General features: G+C 67.1%; 25 protein-coding genes. 13 read left to right on the top strand and 12 right to left on the bottom strand.

The annotated features are described in order from the left end of the window. Positions 1 to 64: 64 nt before the first annotated feature. Complete coding sequence (gene glpK, locus K7711_RS45890; RefSeq protein ID WP_222979274.1) at positions 65 to 1585, bottom strand: glycerol kinase GlpK; 1521 nt, start codon at positions 1583 to 1585, stop codon at positions 65 to 67. Between the two features lie 97 nt (positions 1586 to 1682). Next, complete coding sequence (locus K7711_RS45885) at positions 1683 to 2516, bottom strand: MIP/aquaporin family protein (protein ID WP_308015241.1); 834 nt, start codon at positions 2514 to 2516, stop codon at positions 1683 to 1685. A 257-nt stretch (positions 2517 to 2773) separates the two neighbouring features. Between K7711_RS45885 and K7711_RS45880 the strand changes: the two genes are divergently transcribed. From K7711_RS45880 to K7711_RS45860, 5 genes are all read left to right on the top strand, one after another. Beyond that, positions 2774 to 3538 (top strand): IclR family transcriptional regulator, encoded by a 765-nt coding sequence (locus tag K7711_RS45880; protein WP_222979273.1) that lies wholly within the window; start codon positions 2774 to 2776, stop codon positions 3536 to 3538. Positions 3539 to 3593: 55 nt separating this feature from the next. Beyond that, positions 3594 to 5120, top strand: a complete 1527-nt coding sequence (gene glpK / locus K7711_RS45875) for a glycerol kinase GlpK (protein WP_222979272.1) — start codon at positions 3594 to 3596, stop codon at positions 5118 to 5120. A gap of 132 nt (positions 5121 to 5252) precedes the next feature. Further along, a complete protein-coding gene (locus K7711_RS45870) occupies positions 5253 to 5591 on the top strand; it encodes an Asp23/Gls24 family envelope stress response protein (RefSeq protein WP_222979271.1) in 339 nt (112 codons plus the stop codon). Further along, the gene (locus K7711_RS45865) at positions 5588 to 6202 is read left to right on the top strand and encodes a DUF6286 domain-containing protein (RefSeq protein WP_222979270.1); all 615 of its coding nucleotides are present in this window, start codon (positions 5588 to 5590) and stop codon (positions 6200 to 6202) included. Before K7711_RS45870 ends, K7711_RS45865 begins: the two co-directional genes overlap by 4 nt. Before the next feature lie 8 nt (positions 6203 to 6210). Further along, positions 6211 to 6771, top strand: a complete 561-nt coding sequence (locus K7711_RS45860; protein WP_222979268.1) for an Asp23/Gls24 family envelope stress response protein — start codon at positions 6211 to 6213, stop codon at positions 6769 to 6771. Positions 6772 to 6777: 6 nt separating this feature from the next. Here the strand turns inward: K7711_RS45860 and K7711_RS45855 are convergent, their stop codons facing one another. Together K7711_RS45855 and K7711_RS45850 are read right to left on the bottom strand one after the other, a co-directional pair. Continuing rightward, entirely contained in the window at positions 6778 to 8076 is a 1299-nt protein-coding gene (locus K7711_RS45855; RefSeq protein ID WP_222979266.1) for a D-arabinono-1,4-lactone oxidase, read from the bottom strand. A gap of 218 nt (positions 8077 to 8294) precedes the next feature. Next, on the bottom strand, positions 8295 to 8972 hold the full coding sequence (locus K7711_RS45850) for a TetR/AcrR family transcriptional regulator (RefSeq protein ID WP_222979264.1): 678 nt from the start codon (positions 8970 to 8972) through the stop codon (positions 8295 to 8297). A gap of 114 nt (positions 8973 to 9086) precedes the next feature. On the opposite strand from K7711_RS45850, the gene K7711_RS45845 reads away from it, so the two are divergent. The 3 genes from K7711_RS45845 to pgm all read left to right on the top strand — a co-directional run bounded on the left by K7711_RS45845 (position 9087) and on the right by pgm (position 13596). Beyond that, positions 9087 to 10601 carry an MFS transporter gene (locus K7711_RS45845; protein ID WP_222979262.1) on the top strand — a complete coding sequence of 505 codons (1515 nt, stop codon included), beginning with the start codon at positions 9087 to 9089 and terminating at the stop codon, positions 10599 to 10601. Positions 10602 to 11363: 762 nt separating this feature from the next. Then, a complete protein-coding gene (locus tag K7711_RS45840; RefSeq protein WP_222979260.1) occupies positions 11364 to 11768 on the top strand; it encodes a DUF190 domain-containing protein in 405 nt (134 codons plus the stop codon). A gap of 187 nt (positions 11769 to 11955) precedes the next feature. Further along, the gene (pgm, locus tag K7711_RS45835; protein ID WP_222979258.1) at positions 11956 to 13596 is read left to right on the top strand and encodes a phosphoglucomutase (alpha-D-glucose-1,6-bisphosphate-dependent); all 1641 of its coding nucleotides are present in this window, start codon (positions 11956 to 11958) and stop codon (positions 13594 to 13596) included. Positions 13597 to 13608: 12 nt separating this feature from the next. On the opposite strand, the gene K7711_RS45830 is transcribed toward pgm, so the two are convergent. From K7711_RS45830 to K7711_RS45815, 4 genes are all read right to left on the bottom strand, one after another. Then, positions 13609 to 14277: a DUF899 domain-containing protein gene (locus K7711_RS45830; RefSeq protein ID WP_222979256.1), complete on the bottom strand. Its 669-nt coding sequence runs from the start codon at positions 14275 to 14277 to the stop codon at positions 13609 to 13611. Between the two features lie 293 nt (positions 14278 to 14570). Continuing rightward, on the bottom strand, positions 14571 to 15629 hold the full coding sequence (locus K7711_RS45825; protein WP_222979254.1) for an AraC family transcriptional regulator: 1059 nt from the start codon (positions 15627 to 15629) through the stop codon (positions 14571 to 14573). A 56-nt stretch (positions 15630 to 15685) separates the two neighbouring features. Beyond that, positions 15686 to 17068 carry a DoxX family protein gene (locus K7711_RS45820; RefSeq protein ID WP_308015240.1) on the bottom strand — a complete coding sequence of 461 codons (1383 nt, stop codon included), beginning with the start codon at positions 17066 to 17068 and terminating at the stop codon, positions 15686 to 15688. Between the two features lie 135 nt (positions 17069 to 17203). Continuing rightward, positions 17204 to 18061 carry a cyclopropane mycolic acid synthase family methyltransferase gene (locus K7711_RS45815; protein WP_222979252.1) on the bottom strand — a complete coding sequence of 286 codons (858 nt, stop codon included), beginning with the start codon at positions 18059 to 18061 and terminating at the stop codon, positions 17204 to 17206. A gap of 398 nt (positions 18062 to 18459) precedes the next feature. Between K7711_RS45815 and K7711_RS45810 the strand changes: the two genes are divergently transcribed. The 3 genes from K7711_RS45810 to K7711_RS45800 all read left to right on the top strand — a co-directional run bounded on the left by K7711_RS45810 (position 18460) and on the right by K7711_RS45800 (position 22044). Beyond that, positions 18460 to 19404, top strand: coding sequence for an SMP-30/gluconolactonase/LRE family protein (locus K7711_RS45810; protein ID WP_235748839.1), 945 nt, complete (start codon positions 18460 to 18462; stop codon positions 19402 to 19404). A 173-nt stretch (positions 19405 to 19577) separates the two neighbouring features. Beyond that, a complete protein-coding gene (locus K7711_RS45805; protein ID WP_222979251.1) occupies positions 19578 to 19730 on the top strand; it encodes a hypothetical protein in 153 nt (50 codons plus the stop codon). Positions 19731 to 20898: 1168 nt separating this feature from the next. Beyond that, a complete protein-coding gene (locus K7711_RS45800) occupies positions 20899 to 22044 on the top strand; it encodes an alpha/beta hydrolase (protein ID WP_222979249.1) in 1146 nt (381 codons plus the stop codon). 366 nt (positions 22045 to 22410) lie between these two features. Here K7711_RS45800 and K7711_RS49180 read toward each other — a convergent pair whose 3' ends face one another. The 4 genes from K7711_RS49180 to K7711_RS45780 form a co-directional block, all read right to left on the bottom strand. Further along, positions 22411 to 23259, bottom strand: coding sequence for a helix-turn-helix transcriptional regulator (locus K7711_RS49180; RefSeq protein ID WP_222979240.1), 849 nt, complete (start codon positions 23257 to 23259; stop codon positions 22411 to 22413). A gap of 114 nt (positions 23260 to 23373) precedes the next feature. Continuing rightward, complete coding sequence (locus tag K7711_RS45790) at positions 23374 to 23805, bottom strand: tautomerase family protein (protein ID WP_222979238.1); 432 nt, start codon at positions 23803 to 23805, stop codon at positions 23374 to 23376. 337 nt (positions 23806 to 24142) lie between these two features. Further along, a complete protein-coding gene (locus K7711_RS45785; protein ID WP_235748838.1) occupies positions 24143 to 24526 on the bottom strand; it encodes a VOC family protein in 384 nt (127 codons plus the stop codon). Then, positions 24523 to 25302 carry an SDR family NAD(P)-dependent oxidoreductase gene (locus K7711_RS45780; protein WP_222979235.1) on the bottom strand — a complete coding sequence of 260 codons (780 nt, stop codon included), beginning with the start codon at positions 25300 to 25302 and terminating at the stop codon, positions 24523 to 24525. The genes K7711_RS45785 and K7711_RS45780 overlap by 4 nt, the downstream gene beginning before the upstream one ends. A gap of 127 nt (positions 25303 to 25429) precedes the next feature. Between K7711_RS45780 and K7711_RS45775 the strand changes: the two genes are divergently transcribed. Continuing rightward, positions 25430 to 25630 (top strand): PNPOx family protein, encoded by a 201-nt coding sequence (locus K7711_RS45775; protein WP_235748837.1) that lies wholly within the window; start codon positions 25430 to 25432, stop codon positions 25628 to 25630. 41 nt (positions 25631 to 25671) lie between these two features. Then, positions 25672 to 26100, top strand: a complete 429-nt coding sequence (locus K7711_RS45770) for a nuclear transport factor 2 family protein (RefSeq protein WP_222979233.1) — start codon at positions 25672 to 25674, stop codon at positions 26098 to 26100. Positions 26101 to 26292 lie beyond the last annotated feature (192 nt).

The raw sequence follows: 26292 nt of genomic DNA, 5'->3' as shown, positions 1-26292 counted from the left end.
CCGTATCTCTCCTTGTTCCAGAGGTTTTCGATGATCGGGCCCGGACCAGCCGGGCCCGGGTCGTTCACTTGTCGAGGTCGATCCAGTTCAGGGTCCGCTCGACGGCCTTCTTCCAACGCGCGTAACCGCGCTCGCGCTCCTGCTCGCCCATGGCGGGCTCCCAGCGCTTGTCCTCCTGCCAGTTCTGTTCGAGTTCGTCCGTGCTGCGCCAGAATCCGACCGCCAGGCCCGCGGCGTACGCGGCGCCCAGGGCGGTGGTCTCGGCGACGACCGGCCGCGAGACCGGCACACCTAGGAAATCGGCCTGGATCTGCATGCACAGCTCGTTGGCGGTGACGCCGCCGTCCACCCGCAGCACATCGAGTTCCACACCGGAATCGGCCTGCATGGCGGCTACCACGTCGCGGGTCTGATAGCAGATCGACTCGAGCGTCGCGCGGGCCAGATGCGCGTTGGTGCTGTACCGGGACAGTCCGACGATCACACCGCGCGCGTCCGAGCGCCAGTAGGGCGCGAACAGTCCGGAGAACGCGGGCACGAAGTACACTCCGCCGTTGTCCTGCACCTGCGCGGCGAGCGATTCACTCTGTGCCGCACCGGAAATGATGCCCAGCTGATCGCGCAGCCACTGCACCGCCGAACCGGTGACCGCGATCGACCCCTCCAGCGCGTACACGGGCTTCTGATCGCCGAGCTGGTACGCGACCGTCGTGAGCAGCCCGTGCTTGGACCGCACCACCTCCTCACCGGTGTTCAGCAGCAGGAAATTGCCTGTGCCGTAGGTGTTCTTGGCCTCGCCTGGCCGGAAGCAGACCTGTCCGACGGTCGCGGCCTGCTGATCGCCGAGCACGCCGGCCAGCGGCACCTCGCCGTGGAACGGACCGGTGGCGAGGGTCTTGCCGAACAGCCCGGGATTCGAGGACGGCACGATATCGGGCAGCATCGCGCGCGGAATTCCGAAGATGGACAACAGTTCCGGGTCCCAGTCCAGCGTCTCGAGGTCCATCAGCATGGTGCGGCTGGCGTTGGTGGGGTCGGTCAGGTGCGCGCCGCCGTCGACGCCGCCGGTGAGATTCCAGATCAGCCAGGTGTCGGTGGTGCCGAACAGTGCCTCGCCGCGCTCGGCGTCCTCGGCCACCCCGGGCACGTTGTCCAGGATCCAGCGCAGCTTGCCGCCGGAGAAGTAGGTGGCCGGCGGCAGTCCGGCCTTGCGGCGGATGGTCTCACCGTGTCCGGCGCGTTCGAGTTCCGCGGCGATCTTGTCGGTGCGGGTGTCCTGCCAGACTATGGCGTTGCAGTACGGGCGGCCGGTGCGCCGATTCCACACGACGGTGGTCTCGCGCTGATTGGTCACCCCGACCGCGGCCAGGTCCGCGGCGGTGAGATTCGCCTTGGTGAGCGTGGTTTCGATGACGGCGCGGGTGCGTTCCCAGATCTCGGTGGGGTTGTGCTCGACCCAGCCCGCCTGCGGCAGGATCTGCTCGTGCTCGAGCTGGTGACGGGCGATCTCGTTGCCGCCGTGATCGAACACCATGAAACGGGTGCTCGTGGTGCCCTGGTCGATGGCTCCGACGAACTTGCTCATCGCGGTCCTTTCGAAAGAATGTGCTGGAGAAGGAGTTCAGACGTCTGTAATCGCATCTTGCGGCGATGGCAAGGGCCACGGCCGGGAATCGCGCGAACTACAGCACCAGATGAGCGATCAGTCCGGCCAGTGCGCCGCCGACCAGCGGACCCAGCACCGGAACCCACGCGTAGGACCAGTCGGAGTTCTTGCGCTGCGGCTGCGCCGGGGTGGTCTGTCGCTCGGCCTGCTCCTGCGTGGCGGCGCCCTCGCCCGCTCCGACCGTGACCGCGACGCGTTCGGGTTCGGCCGCCGCGGTGGAATTCATCGGCAGCAGCGCGTGCGCGATGCGCGGGCCCAGGTCGCGGGCCGGGTTGATGGCGTATCCGGTGGGACCGCCCAGCGAAGCGCCGATACCGACCACCAAGAGTGCGACCGCCGCCGGGCCGAGGCCGGTGGGTGTGTGCCCGAAGGCCAGCACGACGAAGACCAGCACGAAGGTGGCGATGACCTCGGTCAGGAAGTTCCAGCCGTAGGAGCGGATCTCCGGTCCGGTGGAGAACACCGCGAGCTTCTTGGCCCCGTCGGTCTCGGCGTCGAAGTGCCGCTTGTAGGCCAGATAGGCCGCGCACGCGCCGAGGATCGCACCGATCATCTGTCCGAGCAGATAGGCGACGGTATTGCCGACGGTGATCGGAATACCCGGCGCGTACTCGTGCGCGCCGCTGAACGCGATGCCGACGGTGACCGCCGGATTGAGATGCGCGCCGGTCTTGTAGGCGGCGTACACACCGGCGAAGACACCCAGTCCCCAGCCGAAGTTGATCAGCAGCCAGCCGCCGTCGAATCCCTTGGATTTGGTCAGCAGCACATTTGCCACGACACCGGCGCCGAGCAGGATCAGAAGTCCTGTGCCGAACGCCTCACTGACGAATATCGAGCCGAAGTTCACCGTTGAGCCTCCGTGATGAGCCATCGGTCGCCACTGCGACCGCACCGGCAAACGGTACGAATCGCCCGCGAACAGGGGAATCGGCAGCGTTCGACAATGCTGAACGGGCGGGCTGGTGACGCCCGGTTCGGGTGGTTAGGTTGCTTCCGGCTGGGAGGACTACATGGTGCAGGTCACATATGGTGGCGGTGATGTCGTCGTTCGATCACTCAGCGTTCGACATTGTCGAATCGGAACTTTCCAGATAGGTTTCCGCCATGCCCGGTCCGATCCAATCGATCGAACGAGCGGCAGCAATTCTGCGACTGCTCGCCCGCGGCTCCGGCCGTCTCGGCGTCGGCGATATCGCTGCCGCGCTCGATCTGGCCAAACCCACCGCCCACGGCATCCTGCGCACCCTGCAGGGCGTCGGCTTCGTCGAGCAGGAGGCGGCGACCGGCAAATACCGGCTGGGTGCGGCGGTGCGGCAGCTCGGCACGGTGGGTATCGACGCCAACGAACTGCGCTCCTGGGCGATCAACTGGGCGGACTCACTGGCCTCGCGCAGCGGTGAGGAAGTCCGGGTCGGTGTGTGGACCGACGGCGGCGTGCTGGTGGTGCACCACGTCTTCCGGCCGGACAATTCCGAACAGGCCCTGCAGGTCGGCGAGCGGCTGCCCCCGCACGCCACCGCGCTGGGCAAGGTGCTGCTCGCCGCCGAGCCCGACCTCGCCCATGCGGTGCGGCACGGCGACCTGACCTCGCTGACGCACCGCACCCTCACCGATCGCGCCGCGCTCACCCGCACACTGACCGAGGTGCGGCGGAACGGCTGGGCAGGGTCGGTCGAGGAGTTCCGGCCCGGTGAGGCCGGTATCGCCGCACCCATCCGCGCGCACGGCGGGCTGGTCATCGGCGCGATCGGTATCGCCGGACCCGTCGATCGGGTGTGCGGCCCGCAGCTGCGACATCGCCCGCCGCTGATCGCGCTGGTGCGGGATGCCGCCCACGCCATCTCCCGCGATCTGGCCGCCGGTCATTGACCCCGCCCCGGTACCGAGCCGGAAAGTTCGAAACGCCGATCAGAGAGCTGGGCGGATGACACAACGTTACGTGTTGGCGATCGACCAGGGCACGACCTCGACTCGTTGCATCCTGTTCGATCAGCGAGCGCAGCTGGCCGGAGTGGCCCAGCGCGAACATCAGCAGTACTACCCGAGGCCCGGATGGGTCGAACAGGATGCGATGGAGATCTGGCGCAATGTCGACCGGATCGTGCCGCAGGTGCTGCGCAATGCCGGCGTCGGCGTGGAACAGATTGCGGCACTGGGGATCGCGAATCAGCGGGAGACCAGCGTCGTCTGGGATCGGCGCACCGGCAACCCGATCGGGCACGCGATCGTCTGGCAGGACGTGCGCACCGAGGAGCTGGTCGCCGAATTCGAGAAACGTCCTGTCGCGCAACGGATCCGGCAACTGTGCGGACTTCCGCTGGCCACCTACTTCGCCGCGCCGCGGCTGCGCTGGATGCTCGACACCACCCCCGGCCTGCGTGAGCGGGCCGAACGCGGCGAGGTGCTGTTCGGCACCATGGAGACCTGGCTGATCTGGAATCTGACCGGCGGCGTCGACGGCGGCGAACACCTCACCGACGTCACCAATGCCAGTCGCACCCTGCTGATGAACCTGGCCAGCCTGAGCTGGGATCCGGAACTGCTGGAGTTCTTCGGCATTCCCGCGGCGATGCTGCCCCGGATCCAGCCCTCGACCGCCTCCTACGGCACCACCCGGCGGGTGGTGCCGGGGATCCGGATCGCCGCCGCGCTGGGTGATCAGCATGCCGCGTTGTTCGGCCAAACCTGTTTCGCCCGTGGGGAAACCAAGTGCACCTACGGCACCGGCGGATTCCTGATGATGAACACCGGCGGCGAACTCGTGCAGTCCACGCACGGGCTGCTGACCACCATCGGCTATCAGATCGATCGGGACCCGGTCTATGCCCTGGAGGGGCCGATCGCGGTGACCGGCTCACTGGTGCAATGGATCCGGGACAACATCGGTCTGGTCGCCAGCGCGCCCGAGATCGAAACCCTCGCTCGCACAGTGGAAGACAACGGCGGTTGCTGTATCGTCCCGGCGTTCTCCGGTCTGTATGCGCCGCATTGGCGTAGTGACGCAAGAGGTTTGGTGATCGGTCTGACCTCCTACATCACCAAGGGGCATCTGGCGCGGGCGGTGCTCGAGGCGACGGCCTGGCAGACCCGCGACGTGGTCGACGCGATGAACGCCGATTCCGGATTGCAGGCCGCGACCCTGCGCGTGGACGGCGGGATGACCTCGAACAATCTGCTGATGCAGATGGTCGCCGATTTCCTGGGTATTCCGGTGATGCGCCCGTTCGTCCCCGAGACCGTATCCCTCGGCGCGGCCTATGCCGCGGGTCTGGCCGTGGGCTACTGGCCGGACCTGCAGGGACTGCGCAACAACTGGCGTCCGGCGGGGCGCTGGGCCCCGCGGATGGACCCCGTGCGCCGGGAGGAGCAGTACGACGACTGGAAGCGCGCGGTGCAGCTGAGCTTCGGCTGGGCCCGCCGCCGGACGCACGGTGCGCCCGCCGAGCGGTGAACCAGGCCCGGTCGGGAACGAATCGACACTTTTGCCCGGCGCGTAAGGCGAGGTGAACGTCATTTTCGGTTAGTGTTCGGCTATTGCGGGGGGAGCATGTGAATCGGCCCCTACCGAATACCGGAGGTACTGATGACGAGCATTCTCAGCGGTGTCCCTGTCGTATCGGCACTGGCCGCACCCGCGGTGATACTGCCGGATACGCGCGAGGTCATCGATCCCGGTGTGGTGGGGGCGGTCGCGGCCCAGGCGGCCCGGGAGATCACCGGGGTATGCGCCGATGTGCAGGTCCAGGCCAGGATCGCCCGGGGCGCGGTGGAGCTGACCATGCGGCTGTCGGTCCGCTATCCGATGCCGGTCTGGCAGGTGAGCACAGTCTGCCGGAACCATGTCACCGAACGTGTGCGTAGTCGGTTCGAGCTTCCGGTGCGTCGCCTGGAGATCGAGATGCGCGGGCTGGTCGAGCTATGAGACGGCGGCCGCGCCGGGCGCTGCCCGCGGGTGTGCTGGCTGTCGCACTGCTGGCGGCCTGTGCGGCCGCCGTGGGCCCGCTGGTCCAACATCTCACCGGTGCAAGGGAATTCGTGCCCTACGGCCGCATCGTCGCCCGGCTGCACGGGATCGCCTGGGACGACCGGTGGGTGGCGGTCGGCGGCATTGTCGCCATCGTCGCCGGACTCACACTGCTGATGTCGGCGATCCTGCCCGGACGCGCGGTCGTACTGCCTCTGGTCGGTGACGACGGATTCACCGCGGGCGTCGCTCGCCGGGGTCTGCGCGGTGCCCTACAGGATGCCGCGCAATCCGTGGAGGGTGTGCGCTCGGCGCGAGTTCGGCTGCGGCGCAAGAAGGTTCGCATCAAGATCCGTACCGCATACGTCCACGTCGCCGGGCTGAGTGAGCGGGTCGGCACGGCTGTGGACGAACGCATGACCCGGATCGGTCCGGATCCGGCGCCGCGCGTCGTGGTGGTGGCCCGGCGGGGAGGCGGATCGGGTGGTCGGCGTGCTGACGGCGCGGTGCCGGGCGGCGATCCGATCGTGGTCGCCGGATCGGAGCAGGCAGTGGGGCGGCCCGGATGACGCGGGCGATGACGACTCGTCATGGTGCGGCTCGGCTGAACCGGACGTTGCTCGCGGTGTTCGGCCTGGCATTGATCGCGGTGGGCGGTTATGCGCTGGCCGCGCACTTCGGCCGACTCGGGTGGGTGGGGCCTCGCTCGGGCCTGATCCCGGACGCCAGGCCGCCCGGCTGGATGTTGTGGGCGATCGCGGGTGTCGGTTGTCTGGTCGCGCTGGGCTGCGTGTGGTGGGCGATCGCGCAGCTGCCCCGCAAGTCGCGGACGGTCCGATGGCGTGCTCGCGCAAGGGATTCCGCGGATACCGTCGCGCTCGACACGGCGGTCGCGTGCGCTCCGGTGTCCACCGATATCGAGTCGTACGACGGGGTGCGCAGTGCCGCGGCCCGGTTGTCCGGCCCGGGGAGCGGGCCCGGTCTGCATCTGGTCGTGACGGCGGCCCCCGACGCCGACGTCACGGCCCTGCGCGATCGGATCCGCACGCATGCCGTGCCCCGCCTGCGGCAGGCCCTCGAGCTCGAGGAGCTGCCCGTCGAGATGGAATTGCGCCTGGCGCGCGAGCGGTCTCGCTGATCGAGCTCAGTCGATCGGGCCCAGCACCCGATTCACGTACGGATTGCTGAAGCGCCCCTTCGGGTCCAGGCGGCGGCGGACCTGCTGGAATCGCTCCCAGTCCGGATACCGTTCGCGCAGCGTGTCCGCGGTCTGGAAGTGCCGTTTACCCCAGTGCGGGCGGCCCTGGTAACGATCGAAAATCGCCTCGCAGGCGCGGAAGTACGGTTCGTACTCCATGCCGTGGTACTGGTGCACGGCGATGTAGCAGGTCTCCCGCCCGCCCGCGGGGGACAGGTACGCATCATCCGGGGCGACCCAGCGCACCTCGATCGGCATCGGGCCGGCGAACCGCCGGGACACCTCCTTGATCTCGCGAATGGCGTCGACCGAATGTTCGCGCGGCACTGCATATTCCATCTCGGTGAAGCGAAACAGCCTGGGGGAGGCGAAGACCCGATAGGACCGGTCCACCTGGCGACGATACGAGCCGGCGTACGCGGCCGCGCGCTGCACCCACGGAATCAGTTGCGGCCGAATGCGACACAGCCGGGCCAGAGCGTCGAAGGTGTGGTTGGACAGCAGGATGTCGGCGAACCAGTCCACCGGTTTGGCGCGCGGTTGCTCGGGCAGCTCGACCCGGTTGTTGCGCTTGGTCATCGCGATCGGGCTGTGCGCGAACATGTAGAACTCGAAATGGTCGTTGCCGTCGACGAATTCGTCCAGATCGGTGAGCACGTCGTCCAGCGGTAGCGGACGTTCGACGCCCTCGAGTACGAATGCGGGCACCAATGCCAGCGTGACCGCGGTGACCACGCCGAGCGCGCCCACATTGACCCGCGCCGCACGCCAGCCTTCGGGGTCGGTCTTCTCGCTGAGCTCCACCCGGCTGCCGTCGCCGAGGACCAGTTCCACCGAATGCAGTGCGGCGGAGATGTTCTGCAGCCGAGCTCCGGTGCCGTGGGTCGCGGTCGCGGTCGCGCCCGCGATGGTCTGCACATCGATGTCGCCGAGGTTCGGGAATGCCAGCCCCAGCGGATGCAATGCGGTGCTGAGCGCGTTGAGCGTCGCCCCCGCCTCGACCCGCACCAGGCCGCTCGACCGGTCGACCTCCAGAATCCGATCCATCCTGTCGAGCCGCAACAGCGTGCCATCGGTGAGCACGGTGTCGGTGAACGAATGTCCTGCCCCCGCGACCCGCACGGTCCGCCCCGCGTCCCCCGCGCTGCGGACCAGTTCGGCTACCTCATCGGCCGAACCGGGCGTAGCGATCACATTCGGCGCACACCGCTGGTCGCCTGCCCAGTTCACCCACGAGTTGGTCACACGTCCAACTTTAAGGGATGGGTGTGCGGTACGCCACTTCGGCACCCCTGCCAGCACTGTTCGTGCTCAGGGGCGCGTGCGGAGTCGATCGGATGGGCCCGTTCGCCGTTGTTCGGCCGGGCCTCGTATCGGCCTGCTGTGCGGCCGGTTTCGCTTCGTCTCGATGCGACCGGGATATCGTTGGCCGGTCGGCTGCGACTACTTCTCGCGGGCCGCGGCTACTTCTTGTTGCGCGGGGGGAAGCAGGCGGCCTTGGCGCGGTCGATCGCGTCGTCGTCCAGCGGGGGGATGGTCAGCGGGTCGCGCGGGACGCAGTCGGCTCGCACGCCGTCGAGCACGATGGTCATATAGCGCCGCCAGACCTCCGGATCGACCGGGCGCGCGAAGGCCGCGATCGTCTCGACCATGCTGACCAGGACGAAGAAGTCCGAGGGTGCGATGCCCTCGCGCAGGACTCCGGCGGCACGGGCGCGCTCGATCAGGCGCTCGATCGCGGGCTTGATCCGCTCGCGCACCCAGGCGAAGCGCGCCTGCGCATCGGGGATCTCGAGCATCACCTCGCCGAAGCCGCGGTTCTGGGCCATGTGCTGGCAGGCGTACTCGAACACCTCGGTCAACCCCGCCCAGGGATCCGGATTGCGGTTGGCCGTCTCGACCATCTCCGCCATCTCCGCGATGTTGTGCTCGAAGACCTCGACGATCAGTTCCTGCTTGTTCGCGAACCGCCGGTAGACCGTGCCCACGCCGACGCCCGCCGCCTCGGCCACGTCGTCGAGGGTGACCTCGAGTCCGCGCTCGGCGAACAGTCTGCGCGCGGCCTCGAGAATGCGTTGCTGATTACGGGCGGCGTCGGCGCGCAGGCGTCGCGGTGGTGCAGCGGTAGTGGCGGGGTTCACAGCGCCATATTACCAAGATCCGGGATTAAGTGGAGGCAATACCTCCGTTATTGTGATAGCTTTCCTACGAAGCGGAGGTACCTCCTCCGCATACGGCATCGGACAAGGGGACCCATGACCACCTCGATAGATCTCCAGAAAGACCGGGCGACATCGTCGTCCCGGCGCGACCGCGGCGCGAGCCGCCGCGGTTCGCACGCCCTGCGCTGGTGGGTGCTCGCCGTACTCGCCGTCGCCCAGTTGATGGTCGTTCTCGACGCTACCGTCGTGAACATCGCGCTGCCCGCCGCGCAGCACGATCTCGGCTTCTCCAACGACGATCGGCAGTGGGTCGTCACCGGCTACGCCCTGGCGTTCGGCAGCCTGCTACTCCTCGGCGGGCGCCTGAGTGACCTGGTCGGACGCAGGACGACGTTCATCGTCGGCCTCGTCGGCTTCGCTGTCGCCTCCGCGGTCGGCGGTGCGGCGAACGGTTTCGTGATGCTCGTCGCAGCTCGCGTCGCACAGGGTGCTTTCGGCGCTCTGCTCGCTCCCGCCGCGCTGGCGCTGCTGACCGTGACGTTCACCGAGGCGTCCGAGCGGGCCAAGGCATTCGGCATCTTCGGTGCGGTCGCCGGTGGTGGCGGCGCGCTGGGCCTGCTGCTGGGTGGCGCGCTCACCGAATGGGCGTCGTGGCGCTGGGTGATGTACGTCAACCTGATCTTCGCCGCCGTCGCCCTGATCGGCGCGATCGCACTGCTGGCCAAGCATGTCACGACCGAGCGGCCGAAACTGGACATCCCCGGCACGGTCACGGTGACCGCCGCGCTGTTCGGCATCGTCTACGGCTTCTCCGAGGCGCAGTCGCGCGGCTGGACCAGCGGCGTGACCCTGACCTTCCTGATCGGCGGCGTCGTACTGCTCGGCGTGTTCGCCTGGCTGGAAACGCGGGTGTCCAACCCGTTGCTGCCCTTGCGGATCGTGCTCGACCGCACTCGCGGCGGGTCCTTCCTGACCATCTTCGTGATGGGCATCGGGATGTTCGCGATCTTCCTGTTCCTGACCTACTACATGCAGTTGACCCTGCACTACTCGCCGATCATGACCGGCGTGGCCTTCCTGCCGATGATCGCGGCGCTCGTCGCGACCTCGACCACGGTCCCGTCGCTGCTGCTGCCCAGGATCGGACCGAAACTCGTTGTCAGCAGCGGATTCCTGGTCGCCGCGATCGGTATGGCCTGGCTGACGCGGATCGGCCTGCACACCGGATACGCCTCGCACATCCTTCCGGCGCTGATCCTGCTGGGCCTGGGCCTGGGTGGCGCGATGTCCACCGCGTTCCAGAGCGCGACGGCCGGTGTGCACCACGAGGACGCGGGCGTCGCGTCGGCGACCATCAACACCAGTCAGCAGGTCGGCGGCTCGATCGGCACCGCACTGCTGAGCACCATCGCCGCCTCGGCCGCCTCGGACTACCTGACGAACCGTCAGCCCACCCCGCTGAACGTCGCGCAGTCGTTGATCGAGAGCTACACCACCAGCTTCTGGTGGGCCGCCGGGATCTTCCTGGCCGGCGCAGTGGTCATGCTGGCCCTGATGCCGAACGCCGCACCCGCCCCGGCGGAAGGTGAGCCCGTCATCGTCCACTGATCCGAATTCCCTTTCCGGACAATGCCGTCCGCCCAGCGCCCGCCTGTCACACAGGCGGGCGCTGTGTCTTTGGCCTCCGCTTCGCTACGGCGGGTTCGCGGCCCCCTGAGTCTCACCGCTCGGCCCCGTGTCGGGTACTCGTTCCTCGCACCCGCCACGCGTCCGAGCGGCGAGACGGGCCGCGAACAGGTTGGCGCTTCCCGGGGTTGGTGGAACGAGGTGTGGGGGAATTCTCATCGGCCGGTGTGCCTACTTGGCCGTTTCGGTCCGGGTGACTGACCGTTCGTGAGCGCCGTGGATGTTCAGGGGGTGAGAACTGTCGGTGATGCCCGAGAAGTGTGATTGCCCTGCGGTAGCCGAAGGTGCGGCCTCGACGGGATCGGCACGCGGACCGAATATCGCGATTCGGAGCGCCCGAATCGAACCATCACTCCGAATCTGCTGAAAGAACCTCCCGCTAGGGAGCGTGCGGCAGCCGCAGGTCACCCGTTGCTGCCGACCGAGCCGATCGGCGGCGATCGCTGACAGTTAGCATGATCCGACGATCATCGGACCGGGGTAGGCGATTTCCCGGTGGCGCGAGGCCGCCGCGGGGTGCCCCGGGAGAACTGTTGTGACGTCGCGCGCGGTGCCTTTCGGACGGTTCGGGCGGCCGCGCGCCGACGAGGGCACGATGGATGGCACAGGGCGGTGCGAGGGACGGTGCGATGACACAGGGCTCGGAGCAACCGGGTACGCGGGCACGAGGATTGGGGGTATGCGATGAGTGAGTTACCGACGGACCCCGTCGTGGAGATCTTGACGGAAGCCGATGCCTGGCAGCCCGATCCGCGATGGCGGGCCGCTGCCCGGCTCACCGTGCTGCTCGGTGAGGATGATCACTGGAAGCACCGGCCCCGCTATCACGAGATCGTCCGGCGCGCCCGCGACGCGGGCCTGGCCGGGGCCAGCGTGTGGCGCGGCATGGAGGGTTACGGGGTCTCCTCCCGCATCCACACCACCCGGCTGCTGGATCTGGCCGAGAACCTGCCGGTCATGGTGATGATCATCGACGACGCCGAACGATTGCGCGAATTCGTCTCCGGCAACGCGGAACTGTTCGACATCGGCACCGTCGCGTTGTCTCCGGTGCAGGTGTGGACCGGCACCCCCGGGAGCCGTCCGTGACGTCCGACGGCCCCCAACCCTGCGGTCCGAATACCCCGGTTCCGGTGGATCGTGCGAACCCCGCGCGATTCGCTACGGTAGAACGTCTGGGCACGGCGGCCGCCGCCGGAGCGATTCTCGCAGAGTGGGTGTGGCCGTGATCCTGATGACCAGCCGGGCGCAGGCGACACGGAAAGGAGGCCCGACCATGGCCCACGATCGAGCCGGACGACCGGCGCGGGCCACCGATCTGGAGGATCTGCCACATCTCGTGACGGCCTACTACGCGCGCATTCCCGATCCGTCGGACCCTGCGCAGCTGGTCCAGTTCGGTACGTCGGGACACCGTGGGTCGAGCCTGGACTGCGCGTTCAACGAGGCCCACATCCTCGCCATCACCCAGGCGATCGTGGAATACCGTGCCACCCGCGGCATCACGGGTCCGGTCTATCTGGCGCGCGATACGCACGCGCTGTCCGAACCCGCCTGGACCACCGCGCTCGAGGTACTCGCCGCCAACGAGGTCACCGCGATCATCGACGCCCGCGATCGCTACACGCCCACGCCGGTGCTCAGTCACGCAGTGCTGCGGCACAATCAGGGCGGCGCGCGGCATCAGGCCGACGGCATCGTGGTCACCCCCTCGCACAACCCGCCCCGCGACGGCGGCTTCAAATACAATCCGCCGCACGGCGGCCCGGCCGACACGGTCGCCACCGACGCCATCGCCGACCGCGCGAACGAACTGCTGCGCGGCGGTCTGGTCGGTGTCAAGCGCACCACGTTGCAGCATGCGTTGATGACCGGCGTCGAGCGGTACGACTATCTCGACCACTACATCGCCGATCTGCCGAACGTGTTGAACCTGGACGCGATTCGCGGCGCGGGCATCCGGCTCGGCGCGGATCCGATGGGCGGCGCCAGTGTCGACTACTGGGAGGAGATCGGGCAGCGGTACGACCTCGAGATCGAGGTGGTCAACCCGTTCGTCGACCCGACCTGGCGGTTCATGACCCTCGATGCGGACGGCCAGATCCGGATGGATCCGTCCTCGCGCTATGCGATGGCCTCACTGGTCGCCATCCGCGACGACTACGACATCTCCACCGGTAACGACGCCGACGCGGACCGGCACGGCGTGGTGACACCCGATGCGGGACTGATGAATCCGAACCAGTACCTCGCGGTGGCGATCGAATACCTGATCGCCAACCGGATGGGCTGGGATGCGCTGACCAAGATCGGCAAGACCGCGGTGACCTCCTCGATGATCGATCGGGTGGTGAGCGTGCTGGGACGTCAGGTGCACGAGGTGCCGGTCGGATTCAAATGGTTCGTACCCGGATTGTTCAGCGGCTCACTGGCTTTCGGAGGTGAGGAGAGCGCCGGCGCATCCTTCCTGCGGCACGACGGCACCGTGTGGACCACCGACAAGGACGGCATCCTGCTGGCCCTGCTGGCCGCGGAGATCACCGCGGTCACCGGCCAGAGCCCCTCGGCTCGTTACGCCGAACTCGAAAAGCGTTACGGCTCACCCGCTTACGCGCGCATCGACGCCGCCGCCACCGCTTCGCAGAAGTCCCGCCTGGCAGCCCTGACCCCCGACGACATCACCGCCACCGAGGTCGCCGGGGAGGAGATCACCGCCATTCAGACCCGTGCCCGAGGGAACGGCGCGGCGCTGGGCGGTGTCAAGGTCAGCACCGAGAACGCCTGGTTCGCCGCCCGTCCCTCGGGCACCGAGGACAAATACAAGATCTACGCCGAATCCTTCGAGGGCCCAGAACATCTCGCCCAGGTGCAGGCGGCAGCGGAAGAGGTCGTGGGCCGGGCGTTGACCGCGGATTGAGCCGGTCGCGGTTCAGTATTCGTCACGTTTGCGCGGCCAGCCGGAGAAGTCGGTGCCGCGGCCCAGGGGCGCTCGGTCCAGGAGTTGCCAGGTGGCGTTGAGGGCGTCGGTACCTCGGTCGTAGGTCGAGTAGGTGTGGTAGACGACGCCGTCCTGTAGGGCGAAGCAGCTCAACGCCATCAGCTCCATCATGTCGAGCATATTTCCCGGCGGACGGTGTTCGGCCGTGGTGCGCATGATCTCGAAGAAGTCGTCGTTGAAACCGCTCTCGCCGGAGGAGACCCATTCGATGTCCCAGCCGAAGCGCTGTTTGTAGGCGTTCAACGTCGCCAAGGGGGAGCGGGAGGCCAGGATGAACGTCACGTCGTGGTGGGCCAGATGCGGGACCGCGCCGACCAGGTTGTCGGTTTCGAAGGTGCATCCCGGGCAGCCCTCCGGCGTCTTCGGACCGTGCATGAAGTGCCGGATGATCAGCTGGGATCGGCCGTCGAACAGTTCGGCGAGGGTCTTCTCACCGGCATCGGTCTCGAACCGGTATTCCTTGGTGACCGGCACCCACGGCAGCGCCTGACGCTGCCGGGCCAGCGCGTCCGAGCGCCGGGTCAGGTCCTTCTCCTGCGCACGCAGATCCTCGTACGCCGCGCGCCACTGTTCCCGTGTGCCGATGTCGTGTACGGGCATGATGCTCCCTTCCGAGTGGTTCTCCTCCTAGCTAGGACGAGGCGCGTGCGATGAATTCATCTCCGCGCGGCGCGACCGTTCGCGCAGTCCGGTGGCGGCATCGGGCAGGCGCCGTGCAAAAGCGTCTGCGCAAATTCGGTCCCGCCGAAACATCCACGCCGACTACGATTTTCGGTGTGACCGATGTTGGGAAGCGATCGGTCGTGTCGGGCTGAGGCCGTGGTGGGGACTGCCTCAGCCCAGAGAAATCCGAGTGGCTCGACGGTCGGCACACCTGTGCGCCGGGAGTGGATTCACGAGAAATGCGGGAGTTGTGCGCGTTTCTCCGGTCGCGGCGGTGGTCGCTGCGCCGAGCGAGCCCGATATTTCACCTCTCCGGGCAGAATGCCGAACCTGTCGACGAACGAGGTTCTGAAGCCGCTCAGGGAGCTGTATCCGCACGCGGTCGCCACGTCGACGACGTCCTCGGTGGCGTCCGGGTCGGCGAGCAGATCGTAGGCTCGGCGCAGACGGGTTTCGCGCAACACCTGACCGGGGGTGCGTCCGGCGACCTTCTTCATCGCCGTCTCGAGCTGCCGCCGCGAGGTTCCGAGACTTTCCGCCAGCGTGCGCACGGTCAGATCCGAGTCGTTGCTGTACAGGTGGATGCGTCGCCGGGCGGCAGCCACCAGTCTGGCGTGTGCGTCCAGTTCCGGGGCGCGTCGATCGTCCAGGGTTCCCGCGACCAGATCGACGATCGCCCGGCTGAACTCCACGAACTCCGGTGCGGTCACCGATCCGCGATCCGCAGCCAGACTGCCGACCATGCGCCGGACGTTGTTCAGGATGAAGTTCTTGGGCTGAATCCCCAACGCCCCCCGCGGATCCCGAGCCGGTGGCAGAGCGTACGCGGGGATGTTGAGAATGTAGGCGCGAAAGTCGTCGCCGTGGGACATGGCCATGTCCTGGTTCCACCGCAGAATGCCCATCCGGCCCGGCTCGACGCAGACGGCATGGTCGGATTGGGCCAGGAGTATCCGTCCGTCGATCGGGATGATCAGCCTGGCGCTGTCGTCTCCGGCGTTCCTCGCGATCTCGTTGCTGCGGGTGTAGTCGATTGCGCTGGAGGCGAATTCGACCAGCTGGAGCATGCCCGAATCGGTGCCGCCACGGGTGCTCAGCGCCCGTTGTGTCCAGGTCTTGCCCCAGAACCCCTCCGGCCACTCGATCCGGGTGTGCACCGGGCCGTGGTTGTGGCCGACGTGCTCGTGCCACATATCGATCCGGTCGACGGTGGGCAGTTCCGCGCCGAGGGACACCTCGAGAACCCCGTAATGCCAGCCGATATCCGTGCCGTGCGCCACCACGGTCACCACCCCTCTGCATGCGTGAAGATATTCGCGCAAAAACCGTACCGGGTGCGGCCGGGTCAGAATGACGGGTTGTCCTGAACCCAATGGAATCCGCCGCTACGCAGTCGGAAGCTGTTCTCCTCGACGCGGTGCAACTCGATGGTCACCGGATGCCCGTCGAGCCGGCCGTCCAGGCGTAGCCGGTCGGGTGCCGGTTGCTGGAATGTGAACTCGGCCGAGGACTTCGGTGCGGTGTCGGTCTGTCCCTCACTCTCGATGACGTGTCGCTGCCCGCCTGCCAGTTCGATGTGCCGGGTCCGGGTGTCGAGTGTCAGTGCCGCGTCGACCACCCGGCCGTCCATCCGCTGATAGCTCATCACTCCGGGCATATCGAAAACGATTCGTTGCCAACGGTTCTCATCGGTGAGTAGCGGGAGAACCAGCTGCCCGTCGCGGGTGAAATCGGTGACCGACCAGATGCCGTACAGCGGCGGATGCGGGCGGCCGTCGCCCGCTTCGTGGTAGTTCTTCCAGCTGGAGTGGGTCAGCGGCACGAGGATCCAAGGGATGCAGGCGATCTGGATCAGCGCTGCGATCGTGCGGGACCTGCGGGTGTGGAACGGATAGGGTGCGTTCGAGGGTGCGCTGGGGCGGTCGAGCACCAGCACGTCGAACAGTCGCCGCGCCTGCGGCGCCAACAGGATCAGCGACATGAGCATCAGATGCCCGGACAGGATCTTCACCGGGACGTCGAAGGTCATGTCCATGACGAACACCAGGGACATGTCGACGAGGGCGAGCATCGCGCCGAGTATCGCGGTGCGCGGGATGAACAACAGGATTCCGCCGACGAGTTCGGCTGTGCCGAGCAGTATTTCGTATGTCGGCGAGGCGCCGACCTGACTCCACAGCACGGCCATCGGTGAGAAGTCACCGTAGCGCTGCAGGAGTGTGGTCAGCCCCGGCTGCGCCATCTGCGTCGGAATGAACTTGGCCATGCCGTAGGTCAGCATCTGCCCGGCCACACACAACCGGATGAACAGCAGGAACCATCCCGCGAGCCGACGATACCCGGGTCGCCGCCGATCCAGTATCGACCAGAGCAGTGTGCCGATCATGGCCACCACCAGTACGCAGAACACCAGCACCCACAGCAGTGCCAGATCCCCACTGCCACTGCTGTTCAGTTCCGCATCGACACCGAAAACAGTGCGTCCCACCCACCGGTAGACCGGTTCGAGCACCCGCACCTGCCAGACGACCGCGTCGTCGGGCAGCCACCGGTGGGAGCCGAACCACCCCAGGAATGCGAACAGCAACTGCGGGTACAGCACACAGAACAACCCGAAGTACAGAAAGCAGAACCGAAATGCGATGCGGGTGAACGGATTCCACCGAGCACGGGCCGACCCCTCGACATCCCGCAGCTCACCGTCCCGTTCCACTGTCGCGGTACTCACGCCGACCACCCTTCGTCGAAGTAGGCAACGGTACGAACCTACGAACAGACTCCGCGTGCCGCCTCCGGGAACCCCCCGATTCGCACCCTGAATTCGCCCCGACCCGTACTCCGGTACCGGCGAGGCGTTTTCGGTTCACTTGGTGAGGGTGAACTGCATGACGTCGAGGTGTCCGCTGCGGAAGTGGGCCGCACTTCCGGTCAGGTATCGCAGGTAGCGTGCGTAGGTTTCCGGCGAGGTGATCCGCTCCGCCTCGGCGCGGTTGTCCTGTAGTGCGCGAGCCCACAGGTCCAGGGTGCGGGCGTAGTGCGGTCGCAGGGATTGGATCTGCTCGGTGCCCAATCCGGATCGTCCCGCGAGCCTGGTGATCACGGCCGGCTGCGGCAGTTGCCCGCCGGGGAAGATCTCGCGCCGGATGAAGATGTGGAAGCGGGCGTCCTCGCGGGTGACCGGGATGCCGAGGCGGCGCAGATCGGCGAGGGTGTGCCCGATGATGGTGTGCAGCACCATTCGCCCGTCCGCAGGCAGGTTCCGGTAGCAACGGCGGAAGAATTCCTCGTACCGTTCACGGCGGAAATGTTCGAATGCGCCGACGCTCACGATGCGGTCGACCGGCCCGTCGAATTCCTCCCAGCCCTGCAGCCGCACTTCGACGTCGGTCGTGCCCTGCCGTTCGATCTCCCGCCGGACGTGGTCGAATTGATTGCCGCTCAATGTCAGGCCGATGACGCGCACGTCGAACTGGCTGGCCGCCCGGAACATCATTGCGCCCCAACCACATCCGACATCGAGCAGGGTCTGGCCCGGTCGCAGGTCGAGTTTGCCGAGAGACAGGTCGATCTTGGCCAGTTGAGCCTGTTCCAGCGACATGTCCGGGCGCTGGAAGTAGGCGCAGCTGTAGGTCATGGACGGATCGAGGAACAGCCGGTAGAAGTCGTCGGAGACGTCATAGTGCGACTGCACGTCCTGATAGAACGGGGCTAGCCTGGCCACGGCGGCCTCCCTGTCATGTGGTTGGCGGCTGTGCTCGCATGTCTGTACCTGATCCGCGTCGCGGACCGGCTCGTGGTTCACCTTCGGTCGTTCGACCTCGTCGACTACCTCAACGCTGGCAAATACCCTGATCAGGCGATAGATATGTTGGTCATCCACATCGGCGACCTTGGTCAGCGGTAGCGGCGCGCACGCCCGCTGCCCGGCGTCACCCGGTTGGCCCGGTACGAGAGCCGGTGAACCTCGAGCCTTCCCGCATCGTGTAGCAACACGGAAGGTCCTGCTCGCGCCGGTATCGTCGCTGGTCGGATCGTTCACCCAGACCCGTGGCGATGTCTGCCGAGGCGGCCACCCCACGTGGCGGCGCCCCCTGCCGCCCCGAACAGAAAAGGTAGGTCATGAACATTCTGCGCGCTGCCGCCGCGACGATGGCCGCATCGGCCCTCGCCGCCCTGACCGCCGCCGTCGCACCTGCCGCGCAGGCCGCGGCGATCTGCCCCGGTGCCGGGCAGGCGAGTGTTCGGGCCGGATCCGTGTCCGGCGCCGCCTTCGAGGGCCTCACGGTCGACCCGCACGGCCGCGCCTACGTCACCGACCTGAGCTCGGGCCGGGTGTTCCGCATCGATGCCCCCGGAGCGGCCGCAGTCCCCGTAGCGACGGTGCCCGGCGCGGGCGGACTGGCCTGGACCCCCGACGGGAAGCTGCTGATCGGCTACGGATCGAATCCGGGCGTCATCGTCGGAGACGCGGTGCGCGCGGCCGGTATCGACGAATTCGACCCCGCCACCGGCGCACTCACCCGGTACGCCGCGGGCGTGAGCGCCGCCAGCGGCCTCGCCGTCGGACACGACGGAACCGCTTATGCCACCAACGATTTCGCCACCCTCGTCGGTCGCATCCGCCCCGGCGGCGCGGTGCAGGCGGACTGGTCCCGCTTTCCCAGCGCCAACGGCGCGGTACTCGACCGCACCGGCCAATTCCTCTACGTCTCACGCACTTTCAGCAACCCCGGCGTCAGCCGAATCCCCATCGGCAACCCCGGCGCCCCCCAATCACTACTCGACCTGACCGGACCCGACCTCACCGCCGCCCCCGACGGCCTCACCCTGGATTCACAGGATCGCCCGGTACTCCCGTTCAACCCATCGGGCCGAATCGTGCGAGTCGACGCCCCCGGCCACTACTGCGAACTCGGCACCGCCGGCCCCACCACCAGCGTCGTCAGCTACGGCCGCGGCTCCACCGGCTTCTCCGCCGGCCGCCTGTTCGCCGCGACCTTCGGCGGAGTCGTCTACGAGATCCCCGGCGGATTCGACCCCCACGCCACCACCGCAACACCCTGACACCAGGTCGCGCCGCGGCGGTTCAGAGGGGCTCTGTCATGCCGCGCTCGTCGGGAAATCCTCGACGACAGCTTCGGCGGTAGCCTGGGCGGCAGGCACAGTGTCGGCCCGGGGGATGACCAGCGGCAGTTCCACATTCGTGCCGACGGGCGGATCAGCGAGAGGAGACGGAGATGGATTCAGGTTCCGCAGGTGCGATCGGCGATCCCGACGACGACCACCCGAACGCGGTCGGCGACGCGGTGCTGCGAGGACTACGTTCGGTGCTCGGAAAGCTCGGCAGTGTGGGCGATCGGATAGCTGCCGCGCTTCCCCGGAAGTCCTGACGCGGGCCGCGGGCTCGTGGGCGAACGCCGCTGGACGTTCTTCGACTCCATGCTCTCGGCCGGATGTGCGACAGCAGTGGCGCGAAGGGGAACCGCACCTGTTGCGGCTGCGACTGCGTGCCGGGTCATCGGACCGGTCTGTTGCCGAGCAGCAGGGCGGTCGGCAGATGGGGCGAGGTGACGTCGAACCGGCGCGCGGCGGAACGGGGCCCAGTAGGGGACATCTCGAGATCCGTGAACTGATTGCTGGATATGAGGGTGAAGAGGAGTTTGTCATTACTGTGTTCAGGCAGACTGATTATGACAACTACCGGCCCGCCGCTGGATTTGGAGACAGTTGGTGCCGGACTTGTAGGTGCGGCGCGTCCATACGCGGATCCCACCGCACCCACGCTCAGCTACTCGCCGTCGGCCTCGTTGCGATCGGCTGCCGCGTCTGCGGGGTCATCGAACCCGCTTGTCGCTGTTGGCGATTCAGGATCTCAATCGGCCGCTGCACCGATGCGGTCGGTTCTATAGCTGGTTGGAGCTGTTGTAGCTCGGCTTGTGTGGGCTCGAAACCCTTGCAGGCCACATCGAGATGACGCCGCGCGCAAGGAACAGGCACAACACAGTCGCCGCAGCACAAGCGCTCCTCCCAGGAGGCGTCGCCGAACTCGGCAAACCGACTGATGTCGTCGACTCGTTCCGGGCCGAGTAGCAGTAGTCCAAAGGGATTCGGCCCCTGCTGGGGCCGAAATCCTTTGCAGTCTCGGATCAGCGCGAGCGAGGATCCGCCGCGATCCTCCCGATATCGGGAGGATCGCGGCGGTATTGAGCAGCGGGCGGTCGATCGCCCGGAGGTTCCCGATCAGTACCGGGGCGGTCGAGACTGCGATGTCGGCCTGGTCGTCCTAGGCGATCTCGTTCAACTGTTCGCGAAGCTGTCGGGCCACCGGCGTTCCGAGTGCTGTGGCGACGCGGTCCTGGGACGAGCGCCACAGCGCGAGCGCCTGCTCGAACCGCCGCCGCCCTTCCTTGGTGAACGTCGGCGCCCATCGGCCTTCGCCCTCGCGTCGAAAGTGGTGCTGTCAGCACCACTTTCGATCGGTGACGTCACCGTGCGGGTTCGCTAGCGTCGAAGCCGGCCCCACGGTCCGTGCGACGACAAACAGTCAGGAATCCCAACGTGTTCAGCTACTTTCCGGACAACTACATGTGGTCCTCGGGTGTGAACCTGTCGATCATGGCCGGTGGACAACTTGGTCAGATCGACCGCTGGCTCCGCCCGGTCCGAGACGGTGACGGTGACCTCGATGCCTGGACCAAGGCCTTCGACAGCGCGGCTGCCCAGCAGGAGCAGCATGCCGTCGACAATTTGCGCCGCGGTTTCCTGCGCAGTGCCGGAGAACACTATCTGCGTGCATCGACCTATTACCTGACCGGTGAGCGGCAAACCCCGCTCGGGGCCGCCAAGAGCCACAGCTACACCCGTGCCCTCGCGGCATTCGGTGATGCCGCGAAGTACTTGCCCGAGCAGCCGGAGCGCGTCGAGGTGCCCTCACCGGACGGGATCCTGCCCGGTTGGCTCATCCCCGCAAGCACGCCCGGGCCGAGCCCGATCGTGATCTTCTACAACGGATTCGACGTCACCAAGGAAATCCTCTACGGCATCATCCGCGACCAGTTCGCTACCCGCGGGATCGCCTGCCTGGTGATCGACACCCCCGGCACCGGTGAGCCGTTGCGGCTACGTGGGGTGCCGTCGCGACCGGACTACGAAGTGCCCACCGCCGCGATCGTCGACCACCTGCAGACCCGCGACGATATCGATGCCGATCGGATCGGTCTGCTCGGCATCAGCCTCGGCGGCTACTACGCACCCCGAGGCGCGGCCTACGAGCACCGCATCAAGGCCTGTGCCGCCTGGGGTGCGATGTGGGATTACGGCGCCACCTGGCAACAGCGCTGGAAAACCGCCTCCAAGACGACCTCGGTGCCATTCTGGCAGCTGCCGTGGGTGATGGGCACCGACACCATGGAAGATGCGCTGGAACGGGTCGAGCAGTGGTCGCTGGTAGACGCGATGCCGCACCTGACGCAGCCACTGCTGATCGTGCACGGTGAACACGACGGCGCCATCCCGGTCGAAGATGCCCGCAAGGCCATCGATGCCGCCGGCTCCACCGATAAGGAACTGCGGATCTTCACCATCGCCGAAGGAGGCTCCGAACACGTCGGCGCCGACGATCCCGATCCGTCCCGGCAGTTGATCTGCGACTGGTTCGCCGACCGGCTCGGTGTAATCCCGGCGAAACCACAGTGCGGGGCGTGAGCATCATGTACCAACGACCTCGCGCTGGCCGCCTACCGACAAGCCCACGAACCCAAGGCCCTGCACCTCATCGACCGCGGCCACTACGCGCCCTACCGGACCCGGCTCGGCGAATCGGTGACCGCGGCCATCCAGTGGTTCCTCACCCACCTCACCGAGGCACCTACGTCATGACCGCGGTAGTCGTCATCCGGCTACCTTTCACCGGCGCTGACAGCCTCGACGGGACTGTCTGGGGGCTGGGCTCTCTGTCTCACCCTTCCGACACTCCCGCGTCTCGTCGGATGCCGGTTGACAACCTGCTCGTGGGCGCTGTTGTGTAACGGCCACGCAATCAACGATCAGGCTCTTGCCCGGTCTTCCCGCTCAGGCCGTTCGCTCTCTCTGAGTGGCGGCGGGGGGTTGTTCGTGCAGTTGCTGGAGGCGGTCGCTGGTGGCGCTGCGGTCGGCGGCGGTGTACATGATCAGGCGGTGCCCGTCACTGCCGGTGTCGAGGATGTCGCAGTCGACGTGCAGGATGCCGACGTCGGGATGCCGGATGGCTTTCGTGTCGTGTTTGTAGTTGTCGACGTGCTGCAGTGTCCACAGTTCGCGAAACGCGGTGCTGTGTAGGGAGAGATCGGCGATGAACAGATCGTGTTGGTCGTTGCGGCCGTGCTGGCCGAGCGCGGCGCGCAGATCGCCGACGATGACCTTCTGCACCTCCCGGGTGTCCGATGGCGGCCGCTGAGCGCGTATCGGCAGTCCCGTCATGAGCCGCCACAGCATGTTGCGTTCGATATGGGGACGGCTTGCCGGGTCGCCATTGACTTGTGCCCATTGCGGATTCCAGGCGATGGGGTTCCAGTATTCGTCGTACACGGCGGCCGGCACGACGCCGAGTTGAGTGACCAGTCGCTGCATCTCCGGTGTCGGGGCGGCGCGATGTTCGACCCGTGGTCCGTATCCGGCCAGTCGCAGCAGGTGGTCGCGTTCGAAGGCCGAGAGTCGCAGTGCCCGTGCCAGCGCCATCAAGACCTGAGCCGATGGCACGCTGCCGCGGCCCTGCTCGAGTTGGGTGAGGTAATCCGGTGACACACCAGCGAGCCTGGCGACCTCTTGACGCCGCAATCCGACAACACGCCGCCCGGGCCCCGGGGATAGGCCGACGTCCTGGGGGGTGACTCGTTCCCGCCACCCCCGCAGGAGTGGCCCGAGTTCAGCGAACTCGCTCACTGACCCAGCCTAACTCTGTACTGCTGAAACGGCTGGTTGCCGCCGCGGCGGTCCTCAGCAGGGCTCGGTGAGCCGACGAGGAGGCACGCCGGTGGCTTCGGCACCGGACAGCACTCATGAGCCGGGGCCGAATTGGTCGGGTTCGGCGCACTTCTGGTAGAGCTCGTCGGTGGTGTGCGCGTGGCCGGCCAAGCCCCAACCGGTATCGGTGGCTTCGGTGAGGATGACCCAGATCCGTTCCGGCGGAGGCGGGTCGCCGGGCGCCCGGGCAATGGCTGCGGTCAGCCGGCCGACGGTCTCGATCTTCTGCTCACGATTGAGTGCACCGGCCGCGGTGAGCACGCGGACTCGGATGTAATCGGAGTCTCCGTCAGCATTGGCGAAGGCGCTCGTCGGCCATTCGTGGATGTAGGTGGCGGTGTTTCGGCGAAGCCAGGAATTGTCCCTCAATCCGTAGACGTCGAGCAGTTCCAGCGCGAGCGTTCGGGCCAGCGTGGGCATGTCGGTGAATGTTCCCGCCGCCGCGAACACGTCGATCATCGGCATGCAGGCACCCCCTGTGGGTCGGTGTCGGTGTCGCCGCCCCAGCAGTAGCGGCGAACCGGTCGTCTCTGGCGTGGCCATTGTTCACCGAGGGCAGCGGAGCGCCCCATCGAGCCTGCCGCGCGCGCTGCTCGGCACGGGCCGAGCGCCCGCCGGTCGACGTCGCCTCGTCGGCATGAACTGCAATCAAAGCCATTGCAGATCAATGTCTTCCGTCCAGCACAGGCGCAATTGCCGTGGTGTTCGCCCCGAAGTCGGGGCGACCGCACGTGTGGCGTCATGCCAGCCGCGGCTGCGTCAGGGCGCACCGCCAGTGCGGTGCTGTCAATACGGTGCGGGATCAGCCGGCGACCACGTCGAATTCGTTGCCCTCAGGATCGATGAAGTCGATCCAGCCGCCATTGTTGTCTTGCAGGGAACGCACCTGGGTGGCCCCGAGGCCGATGAGCCGTTGAGCCTCGTTGTGCAGGTCGGCGGCGATGAGGTCGAGGTGGACACGGTTCTTGACTGTCTTGTCCTCGGGCACTTGGTGAAACATCAGCAGCGGCCCGCCGGCGGGATCGTCTCCCGGTGCGACGGCCGCCGATCGAGCGGTAGCGCCGTCGTTGACCTTGCGGTGTAGTGCCTGGGCCCAGAACTCGGCTTGGCCGGCCGCGTCGTGGGCGTCGAAGCTGATCCCGAAAAGCGTTGTCGTCATTGACCGAACCTTCTGTTCGTCGTTCATATCGCGCTGCGGCCGGCGTCGACGGGGATCACGGCGCCGGTGATGTAGCTGGCATGTGTCGAAGCCAGGAAGCCGACGATGGCTGCGATCTCCTCGGGCTGCGCCGCGCGTCCCAGCAAGGTGGTGTCGCCGAGTCCCTTGATGCGTTCGGGCGCAGCGCCGCCGGTGTAGACCGGCCCGGGGGCGACCGCATTGACGCGCACGCCCGCCGGACCGTACTCCGCGGCCCAGGACCGCGTCAGGGAGGCGACCGCGGCCTTGGTCGCCCCGTAGGCCGCCCCGCCGGCCAGCCCGATCGTGCCGGCCATGCTGGCGAGGTTGAGGATCACCCCGGATCCGCGAGCAGCCATCTTCGGGCCTATGACCGAGACCAGCAGGTAGGGCGCCTGCACGTTGGCCGCGAACAGCTGATCCAGCGTCTCGGCATCCAGATCGCCGGTTGGGCCGAACCACGAGAACCCGGCATTGTTGACCACGATGTCGACGTCGGCGTGCTCGTGGGCGAGCCGTAGTGCGTCCTCGGGTTCGGACAGGTCGGCCGGTGCGAATCGGGCACGTCCGCCCGCGTGGGCGATGGCGTCGACCACCGCCCGGCCGCGTTCGGCGTCGCGTCCGTGCACCACGACTGCCGCCCCCTGGCCCGCCAACTGCACCGCGACAGCCCTGCCGATGCCGGAGGTCGCACCGGTCACCAGCGCCGTCTTGCCGTTCAGATCACTCGTCGCCGACGGAATCGACTCCCACGTGCGGTATTCGGGCTCTTCTCGCTCACTCATGTTCGGAAATGTAGTGCGCGATCCGACCCCGATGCCACGCTGAAGGTGGTGCTGACAACACCACGATCAGCCGTCGTGCCTCCAGCTTCCGTCGCATTAGCGTGACAGCGAGAAGGAGGCATCGCCCATGACAGAGACTGCCGAATCCGGGCTCGACGGCGAGTACGAGCCCGTCGGCGAATACGTCGCCCGCGAGGTCACCGGGGACGAGAAGATCTACTACTGGTCGGTCGCCGAACGATTCTGGCCGCACTTCCCCGAATACCGCAGACTCGCACAGGGCCGCGACATCCCCATCATGATCCTCGAACCCAGCCCGCACACCTGAGCAACACCGCCGCCCAACACCATAGGAAGGCTCGACTCGCCATGAGCACCACCGAGGACACCAAAGCCATCGTCGACGCGTACTACCGCGCTGGAGCGCGCGGAGATCTGCCGGCCTTCTCCCCGTACCTGGACCCCGAGTTCTCGGTCACCGCGCCCGACTACCTGCCGTGGGGCGGCACCCATGTCGGAAAGGCCTTCTTCGACGACGTACTACACCACCTGCCCGAAACCTTGGACTTCGGCCGCTTCAGCTACGACAGCTTCACCGCCGAAGGTACCCACGCCGTCGCGCTGATCACCATCGGCGTCGCCGACACCCCGCACACGGTGCAGATCTCCGAGCACTGGGAAGTCGAAGACGGTTTGGCACAGTCTATTTGGGTGGCCTACTTCGAGCCCCAGCCGCTACTGGACAAACTCGGCATCGTTCACGGTCTCTCGCACCCGAGTGCACAGGCACCTTCGTAGAACGCGATGCCACTCGCCCCGTCGGCGTAGTTCGCCGCCACCATGAACTCGCAACGGCACATCGTCCTCGCTCGAGTGAGCGGGCCTGAGTATTCGACACGCCTCACCAAAGCTCCGACGTGTGGATGACCCTCACCCAAGCGACGACGATGATCACCCATGTCGGACGGGGACGACCGCATCTACCTCCCG

It is taken from the genome of Nocardia coffeae (genome assembly GCF_019890715.1).
Classification (GTDB): domain Bacteria; phylum Actinomycetota; class Actinomycetes; order Mycobacteriales; family Mycobacteriaceae; genus Nocardia; species Nocardia jiangxiensis.
This window is presented reverse-complemented; position numbering and strand designations above follow the sequence as displayed.

Bases quoted from the DNA above. Each gene is read 5' to 3' on its own strand.
- glpK (WP_222979272.1), top strand. From the start codon at position 3,594: ATGACACAACGTTACGTGTTGGCGATCGACCAGGGCACGACCTCGACT.
- K7711_RS45865 (WP_222979270.1), top strand. From the start codon at position 5,588: ATGAGACGGCGGCCGCGCCGGGCGCTGCCCGCGGGTGTGCTGGCTGTC.
- K7711_RS45845 (WP_222979262.1), top strand. From the start codon at position 9,087: ATGACCACCTCGATAGATCTCCAGAAAGACCGGGCGACATCGTCGTCC.
- K7711_RS45830 (WP_222979256.1), bottom strand. From the start codon at position 14,277: ATGCCCGTACACGACATCGGCACACGGGAACAGTGGCGCGCGGCGTAC.
- K7711_RS45880 (WP_222979273.1), top strand. From the start codon at position 2,774: ATGCCCGGTCCGATCCAATCGATCGAACGAGCGGCAGCAATTCTGCGA.
- K7711_RS45770 (WP_222979233.1), top strand. From the start codon at position 25,672: ATGAGCACCACCGAGGACACCAAAGCCATCGTCGACGCGTACTACCGC.
- K7711_RS45805 (WP_222979251.1), top strand. From the start codon at position 19,578: ATGGATTCAGGTTCCGCAGGTGCGATCGGCGATCCCGACGACGACCAC.
- K7711_RS45775 (WP_235748837.1), top strand. From the start codon at position 25,430: ATGACAGAGACTGCCGAATCCGGGCTCGACGGCGAGTACGAGCCCGTC.
- glpK (WP_222979274.1), bottom strand. From the start codon at position 1,585: ATGAGCAAGTTCGTCGGAGCCATCGACCAGGGCACCACGAGCACCCGT.
- K7711_RS45810 (WP_235748839.1), top strand. From the start codon at position 18,460: ATGAACATTCTGCGCGCTGCCGCCGCGACGATGGCCGCATCGGCCCTC.
- K7711_RS45870 (WP_222979271.1), top strand. From the start codon at position 5,253: ATGACGAGCATTCTCAGCGGTGTCCCTGTCGTATCGGCACTGGCCGCA.
- K7711_RS45785 (WP_235748838.1), bottom strand. From the start codon at position 24,526: ATGAACGACGAACAGAAGGTTCGGTCAATGACGACAACGCTTTTCGGG.
- K7711_RS45860 (WP_222979268.1), top strand. From the start codon at position 6,211: ATGACGACTCGTCATGGTGCGGCTCGGCTGAACCGGACGTTGCTCGCG.
- K7711_RS45840 (WP_222979260.1), top strand. From the start codon at position 11,364: ATGAGTGAGTTACCGACGGACCCCGTCGTGGAGATCTTGACGGAAGCC.
- K7711_RS45790 (WP_222979238.1), bottom strand. From the start codon at position 23,805: ATGCCGATGATCGACGTGTTCGCGGCGGCGGGAACATTCACCGACATG.
- pgm (WP_222979258.1), top strand. From the start codon at position 11,956: ATGGCCCACGATCGAGCCGGACGACCGGCGCGGGCCACCGATCTGGAG.
- K7711_RS45780 (WP_222979235.1), bottom strand. From the start codon at position 25,302: ATGAGTGAGCGAGAAGAGCCCGAATACCGCACGTGGGAGTCGATTCCG.